The sequence below is a fragment of the Polaromonas sp. P4_H1 genome (genome assembly GCF_056400945.1).
This window is the reverse complement of sequence record NZ_JBFUKG010000003.1, coordinates 30,525-52,348: the sequence shown is the minus strand read 5'-3', so window position 1 is coordinate 52,348 and position 21,824 is coordinate 30,525. Positions and strand designations below refer to the sequence as shown.

Annotated in this window: 20 protein-coding genes and 1 tRNA gene; 13 read left to right on the top strand and 8 right to left on the bottom strand. The window is 60.2% G+C overall.

What is annotated here, in order from left to right; genetic code table 11:
• Positions 1-34: 34 nt before the first annotated feature.
• The 3 genes from rng to AC1DS5_RS05615 are packed head-to-tail and all read left to right on the top strand — an operon-like array spanning position 35 to position 3,530.
• Complete coding sequence (gene rng / locus AC1DS5_RS05625; protein WP_477717275.1) at positions 35-1,546, top strand: ribonuclease G; 1,512 nt, start codon at positions 35-37, stop codon at positions 1,544-1,546.
• Positions 1,543-2,319, top strand: a complete 777-nt coding sequence (locus tag AC1DS5_RS05620; protein ID WP_477717274.1) for a polysaccharide deacetylase family protein — start codon at positions 1,543-1,545, stop codon at positions 2,317-2,319. Before rng ends, AC1DS5_RS05620 begins: the two co-directional genes overlap by 4 nt.
• Positions 2,316-3,530: a glycosyltransferase family 4 protein gene (locus tag AC1DS5_RS05615; protein ID WP_477717273.1), complete on the top strand. Its 1,215-nt coding sequence runs from the start codon at positions 2,316-2,318 to the stop codon at positions 3,528-3,530. The genes AC1DS5_RS05620 and AC1DS5_RS05615 overlap by 4 nt, the downstream gene beginning before the upstream one ends.
• Before the next feature lie 35 nt (positions 3,531-3,565).
• On the opposite strand, the gene AC1DS5_RS05610 is transcribed toward AC1DS5_RS05615, so the two are convergent.
• From AC1DS5_RS05610 to AC1DS5_RS05600, 3 genes are all read right to left on the bottom strand, one after another.
• Positions 3,566-4,438 carry a glycosyltransferase family protein gene (locus AC1DS5_RS05610; protein WP_477717272.1) on the bottom strand — a complete coding sequence of 291 codons (873 nt, stop codon included), beginning with the start codon at positions 4,436-4,438 and terminating at the stop codon, positions 3,566-3,568.
• 82 nt (positions 4,439-4,520) lie between these two features.
• The gene (msbA, locus tag AC1DS5_RS05605) at positions 4,521-6,239 is read right to left on the bottom strand and encodes a lipid A export permease/ATP-binding protein MsbA (RefSeq protein WP_477717271.1); all 1,719 of its coding nucleotides are present in this window, start codon (positions 6,237-6,239) and stop codon (positions 4,521-4,523) included.
• Positions 6,240-6,292: 53 nt separating this feature from the next.
• A complete protein-coding gene (locus AC1DS5_RS05600; RefSeq protein WP_477717270.1) occupies positions 6,293-7,552 on the bottom strand; it encodes an O-antigen ligase family protein in 1,260 nt (419 codons plus the stop codon).
• Positions 7,553-7,726: 174 nt separating this feature from the next.
• On the opposite strand from AC1DS5_RS05600, the gene AC1DS5_RS05595 reads away from it, so the two are divergent.
• The 10 genes from AC1DS5_RS05595 (at position 7,727) to AC1DS5_RS05550 (ending at position 15,495) form a co-directional block, all read left to right on the top strand.
• Positions 7,727-8,497, top strand: a complete 771-nt coding sequence (locus tag AC1DS5_RS05595) for a glycosyltransferase family 2 protein (protein ID WP_477717269.1) — start codon at positions 7,727-7,729, stop codon at positions 8,495-8,497.
• Positions 8,494-9,336 (top strand): glycosyltransferase, encoded by an 843-nt coding sequence (locus tag AC1DS5_RS05590; protein ID WP_477717268.1) that lies wholly within the window; start codon positions 8,494-8,496, stop codon positions 9,334-9,336. The genes AC1DS5_RS05595 and AC1DS5_RS05590 overlap by 4 nt, the downstream gene beginning before the upstream one ends.
• Before the next feature lie 13 nt (positions 9,337-9,349).
• On the top strand, positions 9,350-10,630 hold the full coding sequence (tolB, locus tag AC1DS5_RS05585; RefSeq protein ID WP_477717267.1) for a Tol-Pal system beta propeller repeat protein TolB: 1,281 nt from the start codon (positions 9,350-9,352) through the stop codon (positions 10,628-10,630).
• A gap of 53 nt (positions 10,631-10,683) precedes the next feature.
• A complete protein-coding gene (pal, locus tag AC1DS5_RS05580) occupies positions 10,684-11,226 on the top strand; it encodes a peptidoglycan-associated lipoprotein Pal (RefSeq protein ID WP_477717266.1) in 543 nt (180 codons plus the stop codon).
• A 21-nt stretch (positions 11,227-11,247) separates the two neighbouring features.
• The gene (gene ybgF, locus AC1DS5_RS05575) at positions 11,248-12,003 is read left to right on the top strand and encodes a tol-pal system protein YbgF (protein WP_477717265.1); all 756 of its coding nucleotides are present in this window, start codon (positions 11,248-11,250) and stop codon (positions 12,001-12,003) included.
• 80 nt (positions 12,004-12,083) lie between these two features.
• A complete protein-coding gene (locus AC1DS5_RS05570) occupies positions 12,084-13,208 on the top strand; it encodes a YeeE/YedE family protein (RefSeq protein WP_477717264.1) in 1,125 nt (374 codons plus the stop codon).
• Positions 13,209-13,228: 20 nt separating this feature from the next.
• Complete coding sequence (locus AC1DS5_RS05565; RefSeq protein WP_477717263.1) at positions 13,229-14,074, top strand: tRNA threonylcarbamoyladenosine dehydratase; 846 nt, start codon at positions 13,229-13,231, stop codon at positions 14,072-14,074.
• Between the two features lie 78 nt (positions 14,075-14,152).
• Positions 14,153-14,228, top strand: a tRNA-Lys gene (locus AC1DS5_RS05560).
• A gap of 457 nt (positions 14,229-14,685) precedes the next feature.
• Positions 14,686-14,988, top strand: coding sequence for a hypothetical protein (locus tag AC1DS5_RS05555; protein ID WP_477717262.1), 303 nt, complete (start codon positions 14,686-14,688; stop codon positions 14,986-14,988).
• Between the two features lie 297 nt (positions 14,989-15,285).
• Positions 15,286-15,495 (top strand): DUF1059 domain-containing protein, encoded by a 210-nt coding sequence (locus tag AC1DS5_RS05550; protein WP_477717261.1) that lies wholly within the window; start codon positions 15,286-15,288, stop codon positions 15,493-15,495.
• Between the two features lie 170 nt (positions 15,496-15,665).
• On the opposite strand, the gene AC1DS5_RS05545 is transcribed toward AC1DS5_RS05550, so the two are convergent.
• The 5 genes from AC1DS5_RS05545 to AC1DS5_RS05525 all read right to left on the bottom strand — a co-directional run bounded on the left by AC1DS5_RS05545 (position 15,666) and on the right by AC1DS5_RS05525 (position 21,778).
• On the bottom strand, positions 15,666-16,205 hold the full coding sequence (locus tag AC1DS5_RS05545; protein ID WP_477717260.1) for a hypothetical protein: 540 nt from the start codon (positions 16,203-16,205) through the stop codon (positions 15,666-15,668).
• A gap of 56 nt (positions 16,206-16,261) precedes the next feature.
• Entirely contained in the window at positions 16,262-18,292 is a 2,031-nt protein-coding gene (locus AC1DS5_RS05540; protein ID WP_477717259.1) for an ABC-F family ATP-binding cassette domain-containing protein, read from the bottom strand.
• Between the two features lie 95 nt (positions 18,293-18,387).
• Positions 18,388-19,278, bottom strand: a complete 891-nt coding sequence (gene prmB / locus AC1DS5_RS05535; RefSeq protein ID WP_477717258.1) for a 50S ribosomal protein L3 N(5)-glutamine methyltransferase — start codon at positions 19,276-19,278, stop codon at positions 18,388-18,390.
• Positions 19,275-20,564 carry a succinyl-diaminopimelate desuccinylase gene (dapE, locus tag AC1DS5_RS05530; RefSeq protein WP_477717257.1) on the bottom strand — a complete coding sequence of 430 codons (1,290 nt, stop codon included), beginning with the start codon at positions 20,562-20,564 and terminating at the stop codon, positions 19,275-19,277. The genes prmB and dapE overlap by 4 nt, the downstream gene beginning before the upstream one ends.
• 23 nt (positions 20,565-20,587) lie before the next feature.
• Positions 20,588-21,778, bottom strand: coding sequence for a PilT/PilU family type 4a pilus ATPase (locus tag AC1DS5_RS05525; RefSeq protein WP_477717521.1), 1,191 nt, complete (start codon positions 21,776-21,778; stop codon positions 20,588-20,590).
• Between the last annotated feature and the right edge of the window lie 46 nt (positions 21,779-21,824).

The following is a 21,824-nucleotide window of genomic DNA, read 5'->3' as shown; positions in this document are numbered from 1 at the left end:
CAGCAGCGAAGCCACTAGCGGCTACGATAGAGCCATGCAACAAGACATACTGATCAACTGGTCGCCCCAGGAAACCCGTGTGGCCGTGGTGGAGCTCGGTGCGGTCCAGGAGTTGCAGGTCGAACGCACGCTGGAGCGCGGCCTGGTTGGCAATGTTTACCTGGGCAAGGTCGCACGCGTGTTGCCGGGCATGCAGTCGGCCTTTATCGACATTGGCCTGGACCGGGCGGCTTTTCTGCATGTTGCCGATCTGATGAGCAGCATCAACAGCCGTCATGCAGAGACAGAACTCCAGGCTGCCGGCACATCGACCTCTACCTCGGCATCGCCGGCAATGGCAGCCCTTCAGCCCATCGAAAAACAGCTCTTTGAGGGACAGGCCGTGATGGTCCAGGTTCTCAAGGATCCGATTGGCACCAAGGGCGCGCGGCTGACGGCGCAAATCAGCATCGCCGGCAGGCTGCTGGTTTTTTTGCCGCAGGACAATCACATTGGCGTGTCGCAAAAAATACCCCCGCGCCAGCGCGAGGACCTGCGCCAGCGTGTCCAGGCCCTGACCGGGGACATGGGCGGCGGCTTTATCCTCCGGACCAATGGCGAGGATGCCACCGATGCCGAACTGGGAGAGGACATTGCCTACCTGCGCAAAACCTGGTCGCGCATCAAGGAGGCCTCGCTGCGCCTGCCGCCTGCGTCTGTGCTGCACCAGGACCTCAACCTGCTGCAGCGCGTGTTGCGTGACGTGGTGGTGGAGGGCACGCAAACCATCCGCATCGATTCCCGCGAGCAGTTTGACAACCTGAAGGCCTTCGCGGTGGAGTTCATGCCGGCAACTGTGCAAAAGCTTCAGCTTTACAGCGGTGAACGCCCGATTTTTGACCTTTACAACATTGACGAAGACATTGCCAGGGCGCTGGGCCGGCGTGTTGACCTCAAGTCAGGCGGCTACCTGATCATTGACCAGACCGAAGCCCTGACGACTGTCGACGTCAATACGGGTGGATTTGTCGGTGCCCGGAATTTTGACGACACCATCTTCAAGACCAACCTGGAAGCCTCGCAGGCGATTGCCCGGCAGCTTCGCCTGCGCAATCTCGGCGGCATTGTGATTGTCGATTTCATTGACATGATCAAGGAAAACCACCGCGATGCGGTGCTAGCCGAGTTCCAGAAGCAGCTGGCGCGGGACCGCATCAAGACCGCAGTCAACGGGTTTTCGGCGCTGGGACTGCTGGAAATGACCCGCAAGCGAACACGCGAGTCTCTGGCCCACCAGTTGTGCGAGCCGTGCAGCGCCTGCATGGGAAAAGGCGTGGTCAAGACGGCGCGCAGTGTGGGTTACGACATCCTGCGCGAGATCCTGCGCGAAGCGCGCCAGTTCAACCCGCGGGAATTCAGGGTGGTGGCTTCCCCCAAGGTGATTGAGCTTTTCCTGGACGAGGAAAGCCAGCACCTGGCCGGCCTGAGCGACTTCATCGGCAAGCCCATTTCGCTGCAGGCTGAAGCGGCCATGGCGCAGGAACAGTACGACATCGTTTTGCTATGAGCGCAAGCGACCTTCCGGCCATTCTCGCAACAGCTTGCACCGCGAACCGCAGGCCCATTCCCATTCTGGTCTATCACCAGATTGCCGAAGCGCCGCCCAAAGGCAGTCCTTTTCGCAGCCTCTATGTGTCGCCCAAGGCGTTTGCCCGGCAAATGGCCTGGCTTAAGCTGCTGGGCTACACCGGCTTGTCCATGAGCGGCCTGCAGCCTTACCTCAGTGGCGAGCGCGACGGCCGTGTCGTTGGCATTACCTTTGACGACGGCTACCAGAACAACCTCACGCATGCCTTGCCAGCTTTGCTGAAACAGGGCTTTTCGTCCACCTGCTATGCGGTGAGCGGGCTGCTGGGCAAGACCAATGTGTGGGATGCGGGTTTGGGTATTGCGCAGACGCCGCTGATGAACGAAGCCGAAATACGCCAATGGGTGGCAGCCGGGCAGGAGATTGGTTCGCACACGCACCAGCACGTGAATTTGCTGGCGACTGACGAGGCCGGGTGCCGCGTGGAGATGGCCCAGGGAAAAGCCGGGCTTGAATCGGTCATCGGGCAGCCTGTGCGGCATTTTTGTTATCCATATGGCAGCTACGAGTCCAAGCACGTGGCCATGGCGCGTGAACAGGGCTTTGTGACGGCCACGACCACCGCGCGGAGTCGCTGCCATGCGCAGATGGATCTGTTGCAACTGCCACGGGTGCCCGTGCTTCGCTCGACCAGCCTGCCGGTTTTCTGGCTCAAGATCGCGACCGGCTACGAAGACCGCCGACATCAATGAGCCCGCCTTCCCTGAATCCGGCGGAGCATCCAGGCCCCGCCCGGCAAAAACTGCGCATTGCGGTACTCAACCGGACTTTCTCATCCACCGGCGGCGGCGCGGAGCGCTACTCCATTGCGCTGGTCGAGCAACTGTCCGCCGTACACGAGATGCATGTGTTTGCCCAGGAAATAGACCACCAATGGCCGGGCGTTAGCTACCACCGTGTTTCTGCGCCTTTGCGCAAGCCCCGTTGGATCAACCAGTTGTGGTTTGCCACGGCCACCTGGTGGGCCACGCGGCGCGGCTTTGATGTGGTGCATTCGCATGAAAACACCTGGCATGGGAACGTCCAGACGGTTCACGTGTTGCCGGTCAAATACAACCTGCTCCATGGGATCAATGGCTGGCGCCTGCTGCTGCGGTGGATCAAGATCGTGACCAGCCCGCGTTTGCTGACCTATCTGGCTCTGGAGCGCTTGCGGTATGCGGCCCGCCCCGGCCGTCAGGTGGTGGTGACCTCGGGCAGCCTGCAGGCCATCATGGCCGCCAGTTATCCAGCCTGCAAGGAAATGGTCTCGGTTATCACGCCGGGCATCACGATGCCGGCGCAAGCTGTGACGCTCGCGCTAAAACGGGAGGCGCGGGCGATGCTGGGCTTGCCGGTTGAGGCGCGCTGCCTGCTGTTTGCAGGGAACGATTACCGCAAGAAAGGCCTGCAGGCCCTGCTGGAGGCGATGGTGCACTTGCCTTCCGATGTGGTGCTGGCGGTGGTTGGTAACCCGGCGCATATTCCAGCGTTCAGGGCGCAGGCTGAGGCCTTCAAGCTGGGTGCGCGGGTCCTTTTCCTGGGTTCGCTGAAGGAGGTTGGGCCTGCCTACACAGCCGTGGATTGCCTGGTGCATCCAACGCTGGAAGATACCTTTGCCATGGTGGTCCTGGAGGCTATGGCGCATGGCCTGCCGGTGGTGGTAAGCGGCCCTCGCTATTGCGGTATTTCCGGGCTGCTGCAGCATGGTGTTAACGCCATGGTCCTTGACGACCCCAGGGATGCCGACAATTTGGCGCAAGTCATTCAGCAGGTGCTGGTCCAGCCAGCGCTTCACGACGGGCTGACGCACGGCGCCGTGGAGTTCGCCACGCATTACCAGTGGGGTGAACTCGCTTTACAGCAGGAAGCACTCTATTTGTCAGCACTTGCTGCCACAAAGGTTGCGAGCAGTGCGTCGTGACCGCTGGCAAATGACTACGCGCTGCGGGGCGCTAGTCAGGCTACCAGTTTGAAATGCTTGCGGCTGAAATCCAGCCCGGTCAGCGTTTCAACCTGCCGCATGAAGTGGTACTTGTTTTCCTTGGGCGTCGGTTTGTACGCCGGATCGATGTTTAACACCGGCTCGGCCTCCGTGGCGAGCCATTCCTGCACGGCCAGGGGGTGCGTACCGGTAAACGGCCTGAGCGCACGGCGGTCAAACTGGCTATAGGTGATTTGCGCGGCAGCCTCTTCGCCCCAGTACTTGCTCACCTGGTCGAGTTTTTTCTGCATCTCTTCGTTGCGGCGTATCCATCCGTAGTGGTAGATGTGGGCATTGGCGAGTGCGGCGCGCGGGTTGCGGCCGCGCTTGTGATCGGTGGTGACCAGCCAGTACTGGCCATCGGGCGCGTAGCTGCGAATGGTGTTGCGGATCAAACGGCATTCGCGGCGGTACCAGCCCGGGCTGATGGAGATCCAGTCGGGTGAACCGTAAAAATGATGGTAGTCAAACACCAGCGCTTCGACGGCGGGGTTGGCGTGATGGCGCTCGACGCTGGCGCGTATGGCGGCCAGCTCACCCTCATGCACGACTTCATCGCCTTCCAGGTAGAACGCCCAGTCGCCCGTGCAGGAGTACTGGGCAATCATTTTCTGCTGCGCGTAGACAAATCCGCGGTCGGCCATGCGTTCGTTCCACCGGGTCTCGACGATTCGTATCTTGGGGTCTGCAATGGCCCGCACACGCGCCAGCGTCTCGTCGGCGCCCTGGCCAACGGCCACGACAAACTCATCGACCAGGGGTAGCAGGGAGCGTATGGACGCCTCAAAAGGAAAACCGAGGTCTACGCCGTTGCGAATGAAGGTGAAGCCGCTGATCGAAACACTCATCTTGAAGCACTCATCTGAATTGACTCTTGGATATTCGCTGGATGGCAACGCACGGGAATACATGGGAACGTCACGCCAGGTGTCAGGTATTCTGGAAACCAAGCCGGTAAAGGTGGGCGTAGGCGCCATTTTTTGCCAGCAACTCCGCGTGGGTGCCGGATTCGATCATGCGGCCAGCCTCCATCATGATGATGCGGTCGGCATGCTGCACGGTGGACAGCCGATGCGCAATGACCAGCGAGGTGCGGCTGGCGGTGAGCCGCTTGATCGCTTCCTGCACAGCCAGTTCTGATTCGGTATCCAGCGCCGACGTGGCTTCATCCAGCACGAGAATGGGCGCGTCTTTATAAAGGGCGCGTGCAATTGCCAGCCGCTGGCGCTGGCCACCCGACAGCTGCATGGCGTTGTGGCCGAGCATCGTGTCCATTCCTTCGGGCAGTTCGGCCAGCAACCCGGCCAGATTGGCGGCGGCCAGGCACTCCTTCACCCGGTCGCGCTCGACGGGCTGGCCCAGTGCAACGTTCACAGCGATGCTGCTGTTGAGCATCACCACATGCTGGCTCACAAATGCAAACTGCGCACGCAGGGACACCAGGTTCCACGCACGAAGGTCCTGACCATCGAGGTAGATATTGCCCGAACTCATTTCGACAAATCGGGGCAGCAGGTTGACCAGGGTCGTCTTGCCGGAGCCGGATGCGCCTACGATGGCGAGCGTTTCTCCTGCCTTGATGGAAAGGCTGAACTGATCAAGGGCTGGAACGGCATCGGCTTTGTAGATGACGCTGGCATCGGCAAACTCGATGTCGCCATGCGCCCTGGCCTTGACAAACGAGCCGCCGCTTTCGTCAGGCGTCAGATTCATCAGGTCAAGGCCGCGCTCGAGTGCAGCCAATCCGCGGGTCACCGGCGTGGCAGCATCCGACAGGCTTTTGACGGGTGCAATCAGCAGCAGCATGGCCGTCACAAAGGCCACGAACCCGCCGACGGTTGTCGTATTTTCGGCGCTCTGCAGCAAGGCGATGGAAATGACTGCCGACAGCGCCATCGCGGCCAGCACCTGGGTGATCGCACTCATGCCCGCGTAGGCGGCGGTGGATTTCATCGACAGACGGCGCAGCGAGTTGCTGAGGTGATTGAAGCGGCTGGCCTGGCCGGCCTGCGCGCCATGCAGGCGGACATCGCGGTGCGCCATAACGTTTTCTTCGACGACATACGCGAGATCATCTGTAGCGGTCTGGCTTTCCTTGGTGAGTCGGTAGAGGCGCTTGGACAGCACCTGGATGACAAACGCCACGGCCGGAAACAGCAACGCGACCACCAGCATCAGCTTCCAGTTCAAATAGACCAGATAACCTATCAATGCCAGCAGGGTCAGCACATCCCGCGCCAGTTTCATGATGGCGTTGATCAACATGGAGGAGCCGTTGAAGACCTCATAGACCACGGTATTGGCGATAGCGCTGGAGCTTTGGTCGGCAAACAGGGTGAGCCGCGCACTCAGCAGCTTGTCAAACATGGCTCCGCGCAGCTTGAGCAAGCCGTCATTGGTGACTTTGGCCAGCGCAAACTGGGCCAGAAACCCGGACAGCCCGCGCACGGTGAACAGCAGCATCAGCGCGAGCGGCACCAGCCAGAGGTTGAAGGAATCCCTCTGAAAGCCACGGTCGAGCAGCGGTTTGAGCAGCGCGGGTACAAAGGGCTCAGTTGCGGAGGCAACAATGGTCGCACCAATTGCCAGCGCCCAGCCAGCCCGCGAGCCGCTGAAATAGGGCCAGACGCGCGCAATTCTGCGCCACATGGTTGATTTTTCGGCCGCACTGGCGGCTGCTGTGGCGATTGGTGTTGGGGGGCTCACGTGGGCAGCTCGCGTTGGGGCGCGGCAATGACCGGTCCGGCGGCCGGGCTGAGGCCGAGGGCCAGCAGCAAGCCGATCAGGATGCAGAAAAAATCACCAATCAGTGCGTCGTAAATGATGGAATTGAAAAGGCATGCGACCGCCAGTGCAACCAGCGCCGATTGCGCGGCTCGGGCGTACGGTTGTTCCATCTTCAGGCTGTCCCGCAGCACGGAAAGCATGAGGGCAGCCAGCAGGACGAGGCCGGGAATGCCGAGTTGCACGCCCCATTGAAGGTATTCCTGGTGCGGGTTTCCATTGCCCGGGATGTCCTGGTGGGCCGGGTTTTTTGCACGCTGGAGCCGGTTGTATTCGGTGCTCCAGCTACCGATACCTGCCCCCACCACCGGGTGCTGGCCAATGATCTGGGCGGCGCTCAACCAGAGGCCAAGCCGGATGCCCGATGACGTTTTGACTTGCGGCTGGGTTGCATACGACTCCACCTCGGTCTTGACCGCAGTTAGCCGTTCGTGCACCTTGGTTGAGCTGAAAAAAAGAAGCAAAACCAGGAGAAAAGGCAGCAAAACAATGCCGGCCCGGTATTTTCGGGGCAACTCCCACATGATGGCGATGGACAGCAGTGCGATGGCAACCACGTGTCCGCTGCGTCCGCTCAATACAAAAAGCACATTGAACAAGGCGATCACAGCCACGAAAATCGCGAAGTGTCGGCCGAACCGCCCGGGCGCCAGGTCGCGCAAATGCCAGCACACCGCGCCCAGCACCGCCGCCATGATGCCCTGGTCCAGGTAACTCGAAAATACCGCGTACTCTTTCAGCGCCATGTTGGAGGTCGCCCAAGGCACAGGTAAATGGAAAAACAGCATCCATGAACTGGCCACCAGGAACACCTGGGTCAGCACAAACGCGCCCAGCGCATACATGGCCTCGCGGCGGTCGCGGATGAGAAATATCATCAATGCGATCAGGATCAGCTTGCCATACTTGGCGAGGGAGCCCAACACATCGGCTGGCGGTGCGACTGTCCAGAGCATGCTGATCGCGAACGCGAAAAGTGCCGCCAGCACGGCAATGGGCGTGTACAGGCCAGCCAAAGGCCTGCCCGCTGCGGGCGCTCGTCGCCAGAAGAGCAGCGCAGCGATGCCGCACATCAGCAGCAGGAGTTTGGCAATGCTGATGAGGGCCATCGACAAGCCCACGGCGGCCGACGCCAGGCAGACGATGGCAAGCCTGATGTTGATTGTCTTCTTTGGCAAGATGGTCGCAGGGAGGGCACGCAGGGATTGCATCATGGGTAGCCCGCATTATCAGTGATTCCATTTCCGTGCCGGGCGGGCGAATCTGCGAGGCGCTCTGCTATGCTTTGCACGCTTCAGGCCGGTCAGTTTTGCTGGCAAATGCGGGCCTGGCTAATTGCATGAAGGTAATCATTGGCAAGCTTGTCCGTCACAGTCATCACCAAAAACGAGGCACATAACATGGAGGCCTGCCTGCGCTCGGTAATGTTTGCTGACCAGGTGGTGGTACTGGACTCCGGCAGCACCGATGACACCATCGCAATTGCCCGTGCCATGGGTGCGGAGGTCGTGAGCAGCACTGACTGGCAGGGTTTTGGCATCCAGAAAAACCGGGCACTGGCCCTCGCCAGGTGTGATTGGGTCCTGTCGCTGGATGCCGATGAGCGTGTAACGCCGGAGTTGCAGGCTGAAATCCAGGCCATCCTGAAAGCTCCGTCGTTCGATGTTTATGCATTGCCCCGGCTGTCAAGCTACTGTGGGCAATACATGCGCCATTCGGGCTGGTACCCCGACCGTGTCACACGCCTGTTTCGCCGGCAGGCGGCGCAGTTTTCGGAGGACCTGGTTCACGAGCGGGTCGTAACCTCCAGCCAGATCGGGCAACTGCGTTCTCCGATGCTCCACGAGAGCTTCAGGAACTTCGAGGCGGTTCTCGACAAGGCCAACCGCTATTCAACCGCCGGCGCCCTGAGCCTGTTCAGCAAAGGCAAGCAGGCCTCGCTGGGCAAGGCGCTCGGGCATGGGCTGTGGGCCTTTGTCAGGACCTACTTCTTACGATGCGGCTTCCTGGATGGCCGGATGGGGCTGGTCCTGGCCATCTCCAACGCGGAGGGCACTTACTACAGGTATTTGAAGCTCTGGCTGCTGCAGCGTGATGGCGGCGCAGCACCTCCCTCGCAATGAAGATCAGTTTTATCGTCCTGACCTACAACCGGACGGATGCCCTGCTGCCTGTGCTGCGTTCCCTGTCCGAACAATGCGATGAGCGGCATGAGGTGTTGATCGCCGATGATGGCTCGCGGCCGGAGCAGGTGGCGATGCTCCATGAGCACTTGCCGGTTTTCAAATGTCCGGTCCGCCACGTCTGGCATCCCGATGTCGGTTTTACCGCCGCACGGGCCCGCAATCTCGCGGCCCGCCATGCGACAGGGGATTACCTGGTGTTCCTGGACGGTGACTGTGTGCCGAATAAGGCCTTCGTGGCGCAGCACGTCCGCCTTGCCGAGGCGGGTTGCTTTGTGAATGGCAGCCGGGTGCTGCTGAGCCCGGGCCTTACTGCCCAAGTGGTCGATGGCACAATAGATTTGCCGAGTTGTCCGCCTGCTTTCTGGTGGCGCGCGCGTCTGCGGAAGGACTGCAACAAACTGTTGCACCTCGTCGTCTGGCCGTGGCGCTTATTCAGGGTAAAACAAGGCTTTCAGTGGCGCGGCATCCGAAGCTGCAACTTCGGCGTGTGGCAGCGTGATTTCGCCAGTATCAATGGGTTTGATGAGTCGTTTCAAGGCTGGGGCCATGAAGACGCGGACCTGGTTCTGCGGCTCACTCACTTGGGTATTCAAAGAAAAAACGGGTTTATGGCGACAGAAGTTTTTCACCTTTGGCATCGCGAAAACAAGCGCGACCAGGAGTCCGTCAACAAAAACAGGGTATTGCAACGCATGAAAACGGACTTGATCCTGGCTGAAAAAGGGCTACGCGACATTGACCCTGAATCGCCCGTCAAAATAACCCAACTCCATTGATCAACATTCTTCTATGAGCATCCCATCATCATTGAGCCGTCGTACTGTCATGAGTTTGCTGGCGGCGGGCTTGTCGCCGGCATTTGCACAGTTCCGCGTGGAGGTGTCAGGCGTGGGCCTGACTCAATTACCGATTGCCATCGCCTCTTTTCGGGGCGAGGCGCAGGCGCCGCAGAAAATTGGCAGCATTGTCAAGGCCGATCTTGAGCGCAGCGGCATGTTCCGCCCGGTCGACACGACAGGCATCGTGGCGGACGAAAACACGCGGCCAGACCTCGCAAACTGGCGGCAAAAGGGCGCGGACGCGATGGTGACGGGAAGCGTCTCGCCCCTTGCCGACGGCCGATTTGATGTCCGGCTTCGGCTGTGGGATATCGTGCGGGGCCAGGACCTCGGGGGGCAGAGCTATACCGTGGCCCAGGCTGATTTGCGTCTGTCCGCGCACCGGATCTCCGATTTTGTCTACGAAAAACTCACGGGTGAAAAAGGCATCTTCTCGACGCGAATTGCCTATGTCACCAAAACGGCCCAACGCTACAACCTCTGGGTTGCCGATTCGGATGGCGAAGGAGCCCAGTCTGCCCTCACCAGCCCCGAGCCGGTGATCTCGCCTTCATGGTCGCCCAACGGTTCGCAGCTGGCTTATGTTTCCTTCGAATCCCGCAAGCCCGTGATCTATTCGCATGATGTCGCCACCGGAAAGCGGCGCCTGCTGGCCAATTTCAGGGGCTCCAACAGTGCACCAGCCTGGTCACCCGACGGCAAGCAACTGGTTGCCACGCTGAGCCGGGACGGCGGCTCGCAGATCTACGCCATTGGCCTGAGTGGCGGCGACCCCAAGCGCTTAACCCAGTCATCCAGCATTGATACCGAGCCGGCTTATTCGCCCGACGGGCGGTATATTTATTTCGTCAGCGACCGCGGCGGCGCACCACAGATCTACCGCATGAGTCCCGGCGGCGGAAATCCGGAGCGCGTGACGTTCACGGGCAGTTACAACATCTCCCCGGCGATCAGCCCTGATGGGCGTTGGCTGGCTTATGTTTCGAGGGTCGGAGGCGCCTTCAAGCTGCACGTGATGGAACTTGCCAGCGGAACGACCACTCCCATTACCGACACCACGGCCGATGAAAGCCCGAGTTTCGCGCCCAATAGCCGCCTGATTGTGTATGCGACCCAGCAGCAGGGCCGGGAAGCACTGATGACCACGACGCTGGACGGCAAGATCAAGGCCAGGTTATCCGGCGCCGGCGGTGACATCCGTGAGCCCGACTGGGGACCTTTCCAGCGGTGACAGGCACAAATTTTTTTGAATCATCTTTTTTTGTTTTTTTGTAGAGGTACTCCATGAAGCTGAAGCGCGTTCTCTTTTCCATCTTCTCCTCCCTGGCTCTTGCTGCCACGCTGGTGGCCTGCGGCTCCAATGTCAAGCTCAGTGATGTTCCGGTGGAAGACAGGACAGCCAGTGCCAAACCGTCTGGTGATGCGGGTGCCTCCGCCAGCAGGGGAGTCGCACCGGTGCAAATTGGCGGAACGGATGTGTCGGGCGCGGGGCCTGCCAATACGGCTAGAATTATTTACTTTGATTTCGACAGCTACGTGATCAAACCCGAATTTCAGGGGGTTGTTGAGGCCCATGCACGCTATCTGACGGCCAACAAGGCCCGCAAGATGGCCATCGAAGGACACACCGACGAGCGCGGTGGCCGCGAATACAACCTGGCACTGGGGCAGCGACGCTCTGAAGCGGTGCGTCGCGCGCTGGGACTGCTGGGCGTCGCAGATGCCCAGGTGGAGGCCGTGAGCTTTGGCAAGGAAAAACCTGTCGCCATGGGCTCGGACGAAGAATCCATGGCCAAGAATCGCCGCGCCGAGATCAACTACCGCTAAGCCGGCATCACTATTGTGATCATGTTCAGATTTGCCGCGGCTGCTGCTGCCTGCCTGCTGGCCTTCAATGCGCAGGCCGCTCTTTTCGAAGACGATGAGGCGCGCAGGGCCATCCTGGATTTGCGGCAAAAAGTCGACGCTTCGCAGCAACGCACGGCTGACGACCTGCGCAGGGCCAATGACGACAATGCCCAGCTGCGCCGCAGCCTGCTTGAGCTTTCCAACCAGATCGAGGCCCTGCGCAACGAGATGGCCGGCATGCGCGGACAGAACGAGAGGCTGACCCGTGACCTTGCCGATATTCAGCGCAACCAGAAGGACATTACGCAGGGCGTTGACGAGCGGCTGCGAAAGTTTGAGCCCACCAAGATCGCTGTGGACGGCAAGGAGTTTGTGGCGGAGCCGGCTGAAAAGCAGGAGTTCGAGGCGGCGCTTGCTACCTTGCGCAAAGGTGACTTTGCTGCCGCTCAAGCCAGTTTTGTGGCCTTCATGAAGCGCTACCCGCAAAGTGGCTACAGCTCATCTTCGCTGTTCTGGCTGGGCAATGCCCAGTACGCCCTGCGCAACTATCGCGACGCGGTGGCCAACTTCCGCACCCTGGTGACGCTCGAACCCGGTCACATGCGTGCGCCGGAAGCGCTGTTGTCGATGGCCAATTGCCAAGTGGAACTCAAGGACGTCAAGTCTGCCCGCAAAACGCTGGAAGACCTCGTAAAGACCTATCCACAATCTGAAGCGGCCTCGGTCGCCAAAGAGCGTCTGGCCCGGCTCAAGTAGCCCTGAGTTGCCTCAAGCTGCCCCGAGCAGCTCCACGGACGGAGATCCGGCGGTTTTTCATTCCCACTTAAAATTCGGGAATGGATATTTCCGGATCAGCCGCGCTCAACACCCTCACCACCCAGGTTCTTTGGTCTGGTTTTCTCCTCTCGATGGTTTTTGGCGCCATTGCGCAGCGTACCCATTTTTGCACCATGGGCGCTGTCAGCGACATCGTGAACATGGGGGACTGGACGCGCATGCGCATGTGGGGCATGGCGATCGGGGTCGCCATGATTGGCTTTTTCGGCATGGCGGCCGCAGGCCTCATTGATCCGGCCAAAACGCTGTACGCATCCAACCGCTTCATCTGGCTCTCTGCGCTCGTCGGTGGTGCCATGTTCGGTTTTGGCATGGCACTGTCTTCCGGATGCGGCAGCAAGACGCTGGTGCGGATCGGTGGCGGCAGTCTCAAATCACTGGTGGTTTTTGCCGTGATGGGCATCGCCGCATTTGCCACGCTCAAAGGCATTACCGCTGTAGTTCGCGTGGCCACGCTGGACCGGGTGGCCGTCGAGTTCACGGCCAACGCTTCGGCACCCAGTTGGATGGCCAGTGCGATCGGTGTGGCGCCTGCTACAGCCGGTCTCGGGCTGGCCCTGCTGATTGGCGTGAGCCTGATTGTCTGGGCCTTGTGCGGCGCGGATTTTCGCCGCCTCGACCCGCTGTTGGGCGGTCTGGGCATCGGTGCCGTCATCGCCGGCATGTGGTGGGTCAGTGGCAGCCTGGGTTATGTAGCCGAACATCCCGAAACCCTGCAGGAGGCTTTTATCGCCACCAACTCCGGCAGGGCGGAAGCCATGAGCTTTGTTTCGCCAGTGGCTTACACGCTGGACTGGTTCATGTTTTTCAGCGACAAAAGCAAGGTCCTCACGCTGGGCATTGTGTCGGTGTTCGGTGTCGTGGCGGGCTCTGCCGTGTATTCGCTGTTCTCACGCAACTTCCGCTGGGAAGGTTTCCGTGATGTGCAGGACACCGCCAACCATCTCGCAGGCGCCGCATTGATGGGGGTGGGCGGCGTGTGTGCCATGGGCTGCACAGTCGGGCAGGGCCTGTCGGGAATCTCCACCCTGAGCGCCACCAGTTTTGTCGCACTCGCTGCCATATTGGCCGGCTGCGCAGCCGGATTGAAGTACCAGATCTGGCAGCTTGAGCGTTCCCTGTAAACCCAATCCCCAACAGCACCATGACGACATCCGGCGCAGAGCTGTTTCCGCCCGACCTGGAGCGACGCTTCGGCGGTCTCGCGCGGCTGTACGGCGCGGCGGGCGCCCGGCGCATTCGTGAAGCGCATATTGTGGTGGTGGGCGTGGGCGGGGTGGGCTCGTGGGCCGCTGAAGCTGCTGCCCGCAGCGGTGTGGCCCGCATCACCCTGATTGATTTTGACCACATTGCCGAATCCAACATCAACCGCCAGGTGCACGCGCTCGACAACACACTGGGGCAGGCCAAAGTGCAGGCAATGCGCGAGCGCATCGCCTCCATCCATCCGGCTTGCCGGGTGGACTGCATTGAGGAGTTTGTCGATGAAGGCAATTGGCCCGGCCTCCTTGCGCTGGACAGCGGATTTGACGGCAAGCAGCTGGCCGTTATCGACGCATGTGATCAGGTGAGGGCCAAAACGGCCATGGCCGCATGGGCCATCAGGAACCGGATCACCCTGATCAGCGTGGGCGCCGCAGGCGGCAAGCGGCTCGCCCACCGTGTCGACATTGAAGACCTGTCGCTGGTCACACACGACCCCTTGCTGGCGCAGTTGCGCTACCGCCTGCGCAAGCAGCATGGTGCATCCCGTCAGGGAAAGATCGGCGTGGCCTGCGTTTTCAGTCGTGAGCCGGTGCTGCAGCCTGCAGCCGTGAGCGCGTTGAATGAACAGGAAAACAGCGAGGCAGAAGCGCTGGCGCCACAATGCGAGGCACCCGCGCAGAGCGATGGCAGCCTCAATTGCCACGGTTATGGATCAGTCGTCAGCGTCACATCCACCTTCGGATTTTGCGCGACCGGTTGGGTACTTGGCAAAATTGCTGAGTAGTTTGCAAAGAGCTAAAAAATGACGCTATAATTTGAGGCTGTTCTGCACTAAACGCAGTACGACCCGGGAGAAATCCTTGGGGCCTTAGCTCAGTTGGTAGAGCAGCGGACTTTTAATCCGTTTGTCGTGGGTTCGACCCCCGCAGGCCCCACCAAATACGCCTTACAGGCACTAAAAAGCCCGCTACTGAAAAGATAGCGGGCTTTTTTTATTCATGCTCTGGTGACGGTCTGGCGACACTATTTCTCGCTTGAGTGAACATGTCACCTGGCTTCAGTGCCTGGATGCACAATTCGAATTTACAGCTGCTCCCTGCAATCAAATTTCCACGAACTGATCGCCTTGCGCCTTAAGTTTCTTATGTGGAGCGCTGTTCACAAGTACAACAAGTACAGCTCGTTGAAAGAAACACCGGGCTAAAAAAAAAGCGCAGGACTGTGATGCCGCTCCGGACTGCCTTTTTTGGAGTATGGGTAAAAACACACTCCAATTATTTACATAGTCTTTTTGGCTAATGCGGCCTAGTGTCTATCCGGTATTCATGCGGTATTCGCGATCGACACAGCGAACTGCCTGGGTACAAAAAATCACGTCAGCATCCAGGAGAAATCATGTCTGATATTCCTCATCCTCATCCTCATCTGCTCTCTCGCGAATGGATGGAATTGCACCCAACGTTTGTGTTGCTTGTCAAAAGAATTGGCGTGCCGTTTGGCATAGGAATGCTGCTCGCACTTGCAGCCTTGTTCGTGACCAGGCTTGAGTTGGAGCTGAATGCACCACTGAAATTTGGCGGCGCGACCCTGGAGCATACGGCTCTGTCAGTGCTATCCGTCAATCCAGACTACTTGCCTGATCAGTTTTATCGGCAGCAAAAAGAAGCCCCGGCTTCAGAATTGCCGCCCCAGTTTTAGAGGTTCGCGAGCGGCAAAGCGCCAATGGCTCAGGCCCGCAGGACTGTTTGGGCCGGTGGCTTCGCTCCAGACCATTCCGTATTCACGCATTCCTCTTGCGAGGAGGATGAAAAGCAGTCAAATTTCCCCCAAAGGCGGTGATCTTGTCGCCCGGTGGCGCCTTGCGTGAAATGGGATTTTTAACTATAACTAATGGCGGCCAGTCCGCATTTGCACTTCGCCCGGGTAGACGCCATTCAATCGTGAACTACGCCTTGATCCGAGCCTTGCCATCATTTGCTTGATGAGGAGGTTGAAATGACACGCAAATATATTGATTGCCGGGAATTTCCCAGCACCATGAATTGCACGGTGGCACTGGCTGCCGATTCTGACAAGGAGTTGCTGGAGGCCGCGGTACAGCATGCGGTCGCCATCCATCAGCACCAGGATACGCCGGAATTACGCTCGCAGCTTCAGCAATTGTTCAAGGTCGGCACGCCGCCTGTCGAGGCTCCAGCCAAGTAGACCCCTGGATCAGCTTTGCCTGTCCGCCTGGATGGGGGCAGGCGATGCAATCTGCCTTGCCGAAATACGGCGCCCGTACTCCTCGGGCGAGGCGCACGGCATGTGCGGGAAGCGCTTATGCGCTGCTCGAATCGATGCGTATGGCGTCGGGGCACTACCGGGGCAGCGAGTTACGCCTGAACCCATTGCTTTCGGGTGCGCGTAGCGCTGGGTGGGCGCGGTGGCGGCAAAAGCCCTGCGGTCTGGGCCACCCGCACGCAGTCGCGGATGTGCTCCTCGCCAAAATAGCGGATGGCTGCATAGCCTATCACGGCCGAGAAGGCCTGACCCGCCAGGGGGACGAACCTGGCGGCCTGCTTGCTCGTCAGCCTCACACCCAGGCTGCTCGCAGCCTTGATCACCAGATCACGGCTGATGAATTTTCCGATCAGTACCGAACCCACCATGGCAACTGCTTTCTGGACCTGCTCCCGCTTGCTGGGGTTGAGTTGGTCCAGTTGCGCGGGTGTCAGGCCAAACTCCGCGTTAATCTCCGGAATCAGTCGTGAAAGCAGGGCGGCATCGACGGCCCAGTCGAGACCAGGAACGGGCACTGCGCTGGCGACCGCGGCGACCATGGCACGCCGATTCAGCAGCTGGCGGCTGCGCTTGATGGCAGCCTCCAGTGCTGCATCATTGGGTGCCTTGTTCAGTACGGTAGCAGCAGGCATTTCAGGACCCTTTTTTCAAGCGCGTGAAAAGTCGATGGGCGCTGGATGAAGCTACTTTACACCGTGGCAGTTTCAATCTGCTCGGTCAGTTCCAGCCAGCGTTCCTCGAGCGTGCCGATTTCGTTGTCAATGGCCTTGAGGCGTTTGCCGGCCTGGGCGATTTCCGCCGGCGCGGTGATAGTGGTCAGTGCGGTTTGCAGGCTGTCACGCTCGGTGTTCAGGGACTGCATCCGGCTGTCTATCTTTTCCAATTCCTTGCGCAGGGGTTTGGTGGCGTCGGATTGCTGCTGGCGGCGCTGGGCATCATCCTTTTTATGAGGCGGTTTTTTGGCATCAGAGCCGGCTTTGAGCCCACTGGAATTTGGGCTGTTTGCCATGGTTTTTGCGGCGCTGGCCGTAACCGCTGCTGCAACCCCATTGGTGGTCGACTTTTTGGCTTCTTCGCGCTGCCGCTTGGCTTCATCGAGCAGGTAGCGCTGGTAGTCGTCGAGGTCACCGTCAAACGGGGCAACGCCGCCGTGCGAGACCATCCAGAACTCGTCACAGACGGCGCGCAGCAGTGCCCGGTCATGGCTGACCAGCATGACGGTGCCCTCAAACTCATTGAGCGCCATCGACAACGCCTCGCGCGTGGCCAGGTCCAGGTGGTTGGTAGGTTCATCGAGCAGCAGCAGGTTGGGGCGCTGCCAGACGATCATGCACAGCACCAGGCGGGCTTTCTCGCCGCCACTCATGCTGCCCACGGCCTGCTTGACCATGTCGCCACCAAAATTGAACATGCCGAGGAAGCTGCGCAGGTCCTGCTCGCGGGTTTGCTGCCCGCTGATTTTCCCGGCTGCGGTGACCTCTTTGACGAGGCGAATCATGTGCTCCAGTGGCGTGTCGGCCGGACGCAGCACGTCCAGCTCCTGTTGTGCAAAATAGCCGATGTTCAGGCCCTTGCCTTCGGTCATCTCGCCGCTGATCGGCGCCAGCGCCCGTGCTATGGTTTTGACCACGGTCGATTTGCCCTGACCGTTGGCGCCCAGGATGCCGATGCGCTGGCCGGCCAGCACTGATTTGCTGACGTTTTGCACGATGACGGTGGGCGGCGTGCCATCGGGCGCGTCTTCGGGCGGCGGGTAGCCAAAGTAGGCGTTCTGCATCGACAGCATGGGATTGGGCAGGTTGGCCGGCTCCTTGAACTCGAAGGTGAAGTCGGCTTCGGCCAGCAGGGGGGCGATTTTCTCCATGCGGTCCAGCGCCTTGACCCGGCTTTGTGCCTGTTTGGCCTTGCTGGCCTTGGCCTTGAAGCGGGCAATGAACTTCTGCAGGTGGGCGATCTTGTCCTGCTGCTTCGCAAAAGCGGTCTGCTGCAAGGCCATCTGTTCCGAACGCAGGTCTTCAAACTTGCTGTAGTTGCCGCCGTAGCGTGTGAGTTTGGCGTTTTCAATGTGCACCGTGACGTCGGTTACCGCATCCAGAAACTCCCGGTCATGGCTGATGACCAGCATGGTGCCCTGGTAGCGCTTGAGCCAGGCCTCCAGCCAGACCAGCGCATCCAGATCCAGGTGGTTGGTCGGTTCGTCCAGCAGCAGCAGGTCGGAGGGGCACATCAGTGCGCGCGCCAGCTGCAGGCGCATGCGCCAGCCGCCCGAGAAGCTGTTGACCGGGTTGTCGAGCTCGCTGACCTTGAACCCCAGGCCCAGAATCAGTGCTTGTGCGCGTGCCTGGGCATCATGGGCGCCAGCGTCGTACAGATCCATATAGGCGTGGGCCATGCGGTCGCCGTCACCGCTGGCCTCGGAGGCGTCCACTTCAGCCTGCGCGGCCAGCAGGACCACATCACCTTCGACGACATAGCTGGTGGCGCTTTGCTCGGTCTCGGGCATGTCCTGCGCGACCTGGGACATGCGCCACTGTGCGGGGATGGAATATTCGCCGCCATCTTCGTGCAGCGTGCCATTGAGCATGGCAAACAGCGAGGATTTGCCCGCGCCATTGCGCCCCACCAGGCCGATTTTCTCGCCAGGGTTGAGGCTGACAGATGCGTTGTCAAGAATCACTTTGGCGCCACGACGCAGCACCACATTTTTTAGGGTAATCATTTAAAACACTGACTCAAGATCAATCACGATCAGGAAAATTATTGGGGGGCGCATTGCGCCTCCATCGATCCAGGCACAAATTCCGGGCCAGCGCTTCAGGCCAACTGTTCGCGTGTGAGAAGCATCACCTGATCACTCCCGGCGCTGGTTTCAAACCAGAGCGGTTCAAGGTGAGGGAAAGCGCGTTCAAAATTCCCGCGCTCGTTGCCGATTTCCAGCACCAAGACGGCATTTTCGCTCATATGGCGAGCCGCGTTCAGAAAAAGGCTTCGAATGAAGTCCATCCCATCGGCGCCGCCGGCCAGCGCCAGCCCGGGTTCGGCCCGGAATTCAGCGGGCAAGGCGGCCATGCTGGCGGCATTGACGTAGGGTGGATTGCACAAAACCAGGTCATAAGGACCGAGACAGGCGGTCAGGCCATCGGATTCGATCAGCGTGATCCGCTGCTGCAGATGATGCCGCTCCACATTGATGCGAGCCACGGCCAGCGCGTCCAGGCTGATGTCGGCGGCATCGACCGTGACGTCGGGATAGGTCATGGCTGCGAGGACGGCCAGGCTGCCGTTGCCGGTGCACAAATCCAGCACGCGGCGGGTGTTCTCGCCCAGCCAGGGGTCGATGCTGGCGTCGACCAGCAACTCGGCAATGAGGGAGCGCGGAATGATCACGCGCTCGTCGACGTAAAAGGGCAAGCCCATCAGCCAGGCTTCGTGGGTGAGGTAGGCAGCGGGTTTGCGGGTGCTGATGCGTGCTTCAAAAAGCATGGCTACCTGCTCAATATCTGCAGAGGCCACCGGGCTATTTTCCACCGAATCGAGGTCGTCCAGCGGCAGGCCCAGCTTCCACAGCACCAGCCAGGCGGCTTCGTCAAAGGCATTGGTCGTGCCTTGCCCAAAGCCGTTGGAAAAGCTCAGCCCCGCGGCTTCCAGCCTGGCGGCCATTTGCTCGATCAGCGCCAGCACCGTAACAGGCATCGCAGAACTCATGGCGCGGACGCCGAGGACGCCAAATCAGCCACACCATCAACTACGTCCGCCACACTTGCCGTGCCTGCCACGCCAGCCAGCCGCTCCAGGACGCCCTTGTAGATGTTCTTGAGGGGGTCGAGCGAGCTCACGTCCACACATTCGTTGATTTTGTGGATGGATGCGTTGAGCGGGCCAAATTCGATGACCTGCGGGCAGACTTTGGCAATGAACCGGCCGTCGCTGGTACCACCTGTCGTGGACAACTCGGTGTCCAGGCCCGTCTCGGTGCGGATCGCGCCGCGTACCGCATTGACCAGTTCACCGGGTGTCGTCAGAAAAGGCAGGCCGCCCACTGTCCATTTCAGGTCGTAGTCGAGTCCGTGCCGGTCCAGAACCGCTTGCAGGCGATGTTGCAGGCTCTCGGGCGTGGACTCCGTGCAGAACCGGAAGTTGAAATCCACCACCAGCTCGCCCGGAATCACATTTGACGCGCCGGTGCCGCCATGCACGTTGGACACCTGCCAGCTGGTGGCCGGAAAAAATGCATTGCCCTGGTCCCACTCGGTGGCCACCAGCTCTGCCAGGGCCGGGGCAAACAGGTGAATTGGGTTCTTGGCCAGATGCGGGTAAGCGATATGGCCCTGCACCCCCTTGATGGTCAGCTTGCCGCTCATGGTGCCACGCCGGCCGTTTTTGATCATGTCACCGAGATGGCTGACCGATGTCGGCTCACCCACAATGCAGTAGTCCAATATTTCGCCGCGCGCCTTCAGTTGTTCGCAAACCACCACGGTTCCGTCGGTGGCCGGACCTTCTTCGTCGCTGGTGAGCAGGAAGGCAATTGACAGCCCGGGCTGCGGGTGAGCCGCCAGAAATTCCTCGACCGCAACAACCATGGCGGCAATCGAGGTCTTCATGTCGGCGGCGCCGCGGCCGTACAGCCGGCCGTCGCGGTGGCTGGGCGTGAACGGGTGGCTATGCCATTGCTCCAGCGGACCGGTGGGCACCACGTCGGTGTGGCCCGCGAAAACCAGTGTCTTGACGGGCGTCGTATGGGCCTCAACCTGATCTGCTACTGATTTTGGAGCTGACTGCCCGCGGTTCTGCTGGGCCAAAGGGCTAAACCCTTCGCGCTTTGCCCACAGGTTGACAACCCGGAAGCTGTCGGGGCCGCTGTCCATGCGCTCACACACAAAGCCCAGCGCACCAAGCCTGGCGGCAAGGAGGTCGATGCAGCCCTCGTCGAGCGGTGTTACGGACGGCCGGGAAATCAGTTGTTCGGTGAGTCGAAGGGTAGCTGACATAGAAAAGCTTGACGGGGCCGTGCTCAAAGCGAACCGAAGCCCGTGGTGCCGTATTTCGAGCCGTGGTGAACGTCCAGGGTAATCTCGGTGAACGAGGCCTCATCATCCGGCTCTTCCTCGGCTTCCTTCGCCGCCTTGTCCTTGGCTGCTCCGGCAAAGTCGTTCTCAAGGCGCCACATCAGGTTGGTCGGCGAGTCCGCATGCAGGATGCCTTCCTTGCGCGTGACGGTGCCTTCCACGATCATCCGGGCGATGTCCTGTTCAAAGGTCTGCGAGCCCTCGGCCATGGATTTTTCCATGGCCTCCTTGACCCCGGAGAAGTCGCCTTTTTCGATCAGTTCGGCGACCAGCTTGGTGTTGAGCATGACTTCCACCGCCGGCGTGCGGGCGCCGTCCTGTGTGCGCAGCAGGCGCTGCGACACAATGGCCTTGAGCGCCGCGGCCAGGTCGCCCAGCATGGTCGGGCGCACTTCCACCGGGTAAAAGCTCAGGATGCGGTTCAGCGCCTGGTAGCTGTTGTTGGCGTGCATCGTAGCCAGGCACAAATGGCCCGACTGCGCATAGGCAATGGCGGCCGACATGGTTTCGCGGTCGCGGATTTCGCCGATCAGGATCACATCAGGCGCCTGGCGCAGCGCATTTTTTAGCGCCACCTGCAGGGATTGGGTGTCACTGCCCACCTCGCGCTGGTTGACCACCGATTTCTTGTTGGTGAACAGGAATTCGACCGGATCTTCAATGGTGAGGATGTGGCCCAGCGTGGTTTCGTTGCGGTGGTCCATCATGGCCGCCAGCGTGGTGCTCTTGCCTGCGCCGGTGGAGCCCACCATCAGCAGCAGGCCCCGTTTTTCCATGATCAGGCTGGACAGGATGGCCGGCACGTTCAGGGTGTCCAGCGCAGGGATTTCATTCGGAATGAAGCGAATCACCGCCGCATAGGTGCTGCGCTGCCGGAAACCGCTGATGCGGAAATTGCCCAGCCCGGCAATCGGCAGCGCCATGTTGAGCTCGCCCATTTCCTCGAGCTCTTCGATCCGTTCGGGCGGCAGCACTTCGGCCAGCAGGTTGCGCGGCGCGTCGGGCGGCAGGATCTGGGCATTGATGGGAATGGCCTGGCCATTGATCTTGATGAGGGCGGGCGAATGAGCCGACAGGTAAACATCCGAGGCTTTTTTATCCGCCATCAAACGAAGGATCCTCTCCATCGTGCTCATTGTCCGGCCTTCAGTCATGATCAATTTATCCTTTCAGGTGTCAGCA

What these genes read in the sequence shown, in the direction of transcription:
- rng (WP_477717275.1), top strand. Translation starts at nt 35, where the DNA reads ATGCAACAAGACATACTGATCAACTGGTCGCCCCAGGAAACCCGTGTG.
- AC1DS5_RS05620 (WP_477717274.1), top strand. Translation starts at nt 1,543, where the DNA reads ATGAGCGCAAGCGACCTTCCGGCCATTCTCGCAACAGCTTGCACCGCG.
- AC1DS5_RS05615 (WP_477717273.1), top strand. Translation starts at nt 2,316, where the DNA reads ATGAGCCCGCCTTCCCTGAATCCGGCGGAGCATCCAGGCCCCGCCCGG.
- AC1DS5_RS05610 (WP_477717272.1), bottom strand. Translation starts at nt 4,438, where the DNA reads ATGAGTGTTTCGATCAGCGGCTTCACCTTCATTCGCAACGGCGTAGAC.
- msbA (WP_477717271.1), bottom strand. Translation starts at nt 6,239, where the DNA reads ATGTGGCGCAGAATTGCGCGCGTCTGGCCCTATTTCAGCGGCTCGCGG.
- AC1DS5_RS05590 (WP_477717268.1), top strand. Translation starts at nt 8,494, where the DNA reads ATGAAGATCAGTTTTATCGTCCTGACCTACAACCGGACGGATGCCCTG.
- tolB (WP_477717267.1), top strand. Translation starts at nt 9,350, where the DNA reads ATGAGCATCCCATCATCATTGAGCCGTCGTACTGTCATGAGTTTGCTG.
- pal (WP_477717266.1), top strand. Translation starts at nt 10,684, where the DNA reads ATGAAGCTGAAGCGCGTTCTCTTTTCCATCTTCTCCTCCCTGGCTCTT.
- ybgF (WP_477717265.1), top strand. Translation starts at nt 11,248, where the DNA reads ATGTTCAGATTTGCCGCGGCTGCTGCTGCCTGCCTGCTGGCCTTCAAT.
- AC1DS5_RS05570 (WP_477717264.1), top strand. Translation starts at nt 12,084, where the DNA reads ATGGATATTTCCGGATCAGCCGCGCTCAACACCCTCACCACCCAGGTT.
- AC1DS5_RS05565 (WP_477717263.1), top strand. Translation starts at nt 13,229, where the DNA reads ATGACGACATCCGGCGCAGAGCTGTTTCCGCCCGACCTGGAGCGACGC.
- AC1DS5_RS05555 (WP_477717262.1), top strand. Translation starts at nt 14,686, where the DNA reads ATGTCTGATATTCCTCATCCTCATCCTCATCTGCTCTCTCGCGAATGG.
- AC1DS5_RS05550 (WP_477717261.1), top strand. Translation starts at nt 15,286, where the DNA reads ATGACACGCAAATATATTGATTGCCGGGAATTTCCCAGCACCATGAAT.
- AC1DS5_RS05545 (WP_477717260.1), bottom strand. Translation starts at nt 16,205, where the DNA reads ATGCCTGCTGCTACCGTACTGAACAAGGCACCCAATGATGCAGCACTG.
- AC1DS5_RS05540 (WP_477717259.1), bottom strand. Translation starts at nt 18,292, where the DNA reads ATGATTACCCTAAAAAATGTGGTGCTGCGTCGTGGCGCCAAAGTGATT.
- prmB (WP_477717258.1), bottom strand. Translation starts at nt 19,278, where the DNA reads ATGAGTTCTGCGATGCCTGTTACGGTGCTGGCGCTGATCGAGCAAATG.
- dapE (WP_477717257.1), bottom strand. Translation starts at nt 20,564, where the DNA reads ATGTCAGCTACCCTTCGACTCACCGAACAACTGATTTCCCGGCCGTCC.
- AC1DS5_RS05525 (WP_477717521.1), bottom strand. Translation starts at nt 21,778, where the DNA reads ATGAGCACGATGGAGAGGATCCTTCGTTTGATGGCGGATAAAAAAGCC.